The sequence below is a fragment of the Kitasatospora sp. MBT63 genome (genome assembly GCF_000710465.2).
Classification (GTDB): domain Bacteria; phylum Actinomycetota; class Actinomycetes; order Streptomycetales; family Streptomycetaceae; genus Kitasatospora.
In genome coordinates this window covers 1-4,641 of record NZ_JAIZ01000135.1, presented here as the reverse complement: position 1 = coordinate 4,641, position 4,641 = coordinate 1, and the positions used below count along the sequence as shown (strand labels likewise).

General features: G+C 74.2%; 2 protein-coding genes. Both read left to right on the top strand.

Features of this window, described 5'->3' with window-relative positions; genetic code table 11:
• Nucleotides 1–2,161 (top strand): condensation domain-containing protein (locus tag AA75_RS08980; RefSeq protein WP_033819310.1); only part of this gene is annotated, 2,161 nt, incomplete at its 5' end.
• Nucleotides 2,162–2,164: 3 nt separating this feature from the next.
• Nucleotides 2,165–4,641 (top strand): condensation domain-containing protein (locus tag AA75_RS08975; protein WP_033819309.1); only part of this gene is annotated, 2,477 nt, incomplete at its 3' end.

Sequence of the window (4,641 nt, the reverse complement as noted above, 5' to 3'; positions counted from 1 at the left end):
CGACGGCCGGTGGCACCAGTACCTCGCCCCGGCCGACGACGCCGACCTCCTCGAGATCGTCGACGCCTCGGCATGGCCGCAGGCGGACCGCGCGGAGCTGGCCGAGGCCGCCGGGACACGGGCCCAGGCGGGCCTCGACCTGGTGAACGGGCCGATCCTGCGCGCGGTCCTGTTCGACCACGGCGGCACCGCGCCGGACGAACTGCTCATCGTCGTCCACCACATGGCGGTCGACATCGTCTCCTGGAGCTTCCTCGTCGCCGACCTCGCGGCCGCGTACACCGGCGCCGTCCGCGGCGAGAGCGCCGAACTGCCGGACAAGACCACCTCGTTCAAGGAGTGGGCCGAGCACCTGCACCGGTATGCGGCCGGCCCGGCGTTCCAGAAGGACGCGGAGTACTGGACCCAGGCCCGCGGCCGGAGCACACCGCTGCCCCGCGACACGGCACCCGGAGCGGCCCCGGCCGGGACCGGCCGGGTGACGGTCGAGCTGGACCCCGCCGGGACCGACGCGTTCCGCGCGGCGACCCGGCGCACCACGGGCCGGATCACCGCCGCCGAACTGCTGCTCGCCGCGGCCGTCCCGGCGCTGCACGGCTGGGTGGGCGACGGTGCGGTGGCCGTCGACGTCGAGATCCACGGCCGCGAGGCGTTCGCCCGCGACCAGGACGTCGCCCGGACCGTCGGCTGGTTCACGGCCGTCCACCCGATGTCCTTCCACCTCACGGCCGGTGACAGCCTCGGCTCCTACGTGGCGCAGGTACGCGACCAGAGCCAGGCGATGCCCAACCGCGGCATGGGGTACGGCGTGGCCCGCCACCTGGCCGGACCCGAGCTCGCCGCGGCGGTCGCCTCCGGCGCGGAGATCGGCTTCAACTACATCGGCGAGGCGGGCGACGCACCCGGCGACGGCGGCCTCCCGTTCACGGACCTGCCCCGCACGCTCGGCTCCGAGGCGCCGGAGGACTTCGCCGCCTCCTACCCCCTGGAGGTGATGGCCGGAATCATCGACGGCAGGCTCCAGGTGACCTGGCTGTACGCCACCGACGCCTTCGACCGCGACACGGTGCTCTGCGTCGCCGAGAACCACCTGCACGGCCTGCGGCGCTTCATCACCCAGATCTCGCTGTGGGACGCCGACCAGGCCGAGCCCGAGGAGTGGCTGCGCCGCATCCACCCGAAGACGCCGCTGCTGATCGGACCGATGGTGCGCTACCGGGTGCCCGGGCTGAGCGTCGCCACCATCACGGACGGCCGGATCACGGCGTGGGGCCACGGCGTGACCGCGGCCGGCGGATCGGTCCCGGTGACCGAGCACACGGTCTTCCAGGTCGGATCGGTGGCCAAGCACCTGGCCGCCATCGCCGTGCTGCGGCTCGCCCGCGACGGTGCGCTCACGCTCGGCACCCCGGTGAACGAGCTGCTGCTCGGGCAGCGGGTGCAGACGCTGGATGCGGCGCGGCCGGTGACGGTCCGCGATCTGCTGTGCCACAGTGCGGGCCTGGACCCGGACGAGAGCGCCCGGGGGCCGGTCGTCGCCGTCTGCCGGCCGCCGGGCTCCCGGTACGAGTACGGCCTCGCCAACTACACCCTCGTCGAGCGGGTCATCGCCGACGTCACCGGGCTCACCTTCCCGAAGGCCCTGCAGTCCCTCGTCCTCGATCCGCTGGGCCTGGACGACACGGTGTTCCTGCCGGAGTTCCCGACCGCCGCGGGGGAGTCCGTCGCCGTGGGGCACACCGCGACCGGGCGCGGCTACGGCCGCGGCCGGCGGACGGCCCGCACGGAGGCGGAGGACCTGGTGTGGATGTCCGCCGCGGACCTGGCCAGGGTCGGCGTCGAACTCCACCGCGCGCTGACCCGGGACCGGGGGACGCTGCTCGCCCGCTCGGACGCCGAGCAGATGCTCGACGGGCTGCGGTCCGGCTACGGCCTCGGCACATCCGTGAAGACCGTCGCCGGCCGGCGGTGGATCGGACACCCCGGCGACGGCCCGGGATTCCGCAGCGTCTACGCCGTGGACCCGGTGTCCGGCCACGGCCTGGTGATCCTCGCCAACGGCGACGGCGCCACACCACTGCTCGAAGATCTGCTCGCCGAACTACGGGTCGACCTGGTGATGCGCGTCCAGGGCCCGCTGATGACCTGGGACAGGGGCTGACCCATGACCGCTACCGACAACCTCGCCACCCCGCAGCTGCGGGTCGGCGGCAGGACGATCGACCTCGCCGCCAGACTGGCCCGGCGCGCGATCCCGCGCCGGCCGGGTGCGGACGCCGCGCTCTCGCCGATCCAGCGGGGCGTCTGGACGGCCGGGCACCTGGCCGCCGACGACGGCCTCTACACCATGACCGAACTGACCTGGCTGCGCGGCCCGCTGGACCGCGAGGCCCTGCGGCAGGCCTTCACGGACCTCGCGCGGCGGCACGAGACCCTGCGGACCACCTTCACCGGCGAGGACCCGCCCCGCCAGTCGGTCGCCCCGCAGGCCGCGGCGGCCGTCGATTTCGAGACCGTCGACCTGAGCGCCGAGGGCGCGGACGCCTGCGAGCAGGCGGTGCGGGCACTGACCCGCGAAGGCGCCCGGCCGTTCGACGTCTGCGGCGGGCCGCTGTGGCGGGTCCGGCTGGCCCGCACCGCGGCGGACGAGCACCTGCTCCTGCTGGCCGTGCACCACCTGATCGGTGACGAGTGGTCCCTCGGCGTGCTGCACCGGGAACTCGACGCCTGCTACACGGCCCGGATGACCGGATTCCCGGCCGCACTCCCCGAGCTCCCCGTCCAGTACGGCGACTACGCCGAGTGGCAGGCGGCCCGCCTCGACGCCGAACCCGGCGAGCGCGACCTCGGGTACTGGCGCGAGGCGCTCGCCGGCATCCCGCACGTGCTGGAGCTGCCGACCGACCGGCCGCGGACCTCGGCGCGCTCGCCGAAGGGCCATCGCGCGCGGTGGACGATGTCCGCCGAACAGAGCCTGCGGTTCCGCGAGTTCGCCGCCGCCGCGGGTGCCACCCCGTTCACCGCGATGCTCGCGCTGTTCGCCGTGGTCCTGAGCCGGCACTCCGGCCAACCGGACCTGGTGATCGGCGCCGCGGTCTCCGGCCGCCGGCGCACCGAGACCGAGGGACTGGTCGGCCTGTTCGCCAACCTGGTACCGATCCCGGTCCGGCTCGGCGCGGCCGCCGGTGTCGAGGAGGCCGTACGGCACACGGCACGGGCCTTCAGCGGCACCCTGGACCACCAGGACATCACCCTGGAACGGATCGTCTCCGAGCTGGGCGTGCCCCGCAGCGGCGCACGGATACCACTGTGCCAGGCGGTCGCGGACTGGGCGGACACCCGGCAGGGCGGCTGGTCGCTGGCGCAGATCGCGGCCGAGCCGGCGGTCGCCGCCGAGGCCGGCTCGGTGAAGAACGAGCTGATGCTCGTCGGCGTCGGCCGCGGCCCCGTGATCGAGTTCGAACTGATCGGCGAGGCCGGGCTGTTCGAACCGGCGACGGTGAGCCTCCTGCTGGACCACTTCCGGCAGGCCGTCGAACACGCCGTCGCCGACCCCGCCACCGCGCCCGCCGCACTGCGGCTGGACTCGGCCGCCGAAGCCGACCGGATCGCCGCCTGGACCGGATCGGTGCACTGGGACCGCACGGACCGGACCATCGCAGAACTCTTCACCGAGGCGGCGACCCGGCGTCCGGACACCGTCGCACTGACCGGGGCCGGCGGCACCCTCACCTACGGCGAACTCGACGCACTCACCGACCGGCTGGCCCGGCTGCTGCGCGGCCACGGCGTCACCACCGACTCCGTCGTCGGCATCGCGGTCCCGCGATCCGCACAGATGGTGGTCGCCCTGCTCGGCGCCCTGAAGGCCGGCGGCGCGTATCTCTTCCTGGACCCGGCGGGACCGGCCGAACGCGCCGCCGCCTATGCCGAGGGCAGCGGGACGGAGGTGATCGTGGCCACGGCCGGGTCGCTGGCCGCCCTCGGCGGGGCTGCGCAGGGCTGTACGGTCGTGGTGCTGGACGATCCCGGGGTGCAGGCGCTGCTCGCGGCGCAGCCCGCCGGGGCGCCCGCGTCGGCCGCGCACCCGGACTCGCTCGCCTACGTCAGCTTCACCTCGGGGTCGACCGGCGCCCCGAAGTGCGTCGGCATCACCCACCGCAACATCCTGCGGCTGGCCTACCGGCCCGACTTCCTGGCCCACGGCCGCGACGAGACGTTCCTCCAGCTCGCGCCGCTCAGCTTCGACATCTCCGCCATCGAGCTGTGGACCAGCCTGCTGCAGGGCGGGCGGCTCGTGCTGCCGAGGGCCGGGCAGCTGGACATCCCCGAGATCGCGGCGCTGCTGCGCGAACACGCGGTCACCTCCATGGTCATCACCACCGCCCTGTTCAACCAGTTCGTCGAGCACGACCACCTGGCGCTGGCGGGCCTGCGGCAGATCGTGGTCGGCGGCGACGTCGCCATGCCGAGCACCTTCGCGACGATGCTGAACGACCCCGCGACCCGCCATGTGGCACTGAACCACTGCTACGGCCCGACCGAGAACACCGGGACGACGACCAGCGTCGTCATCGAGGACGCCCGCACCGCCCGGATACCGATCGGTGGTCCGGTTGGGGGGTCGTCGGTGTATGTGGT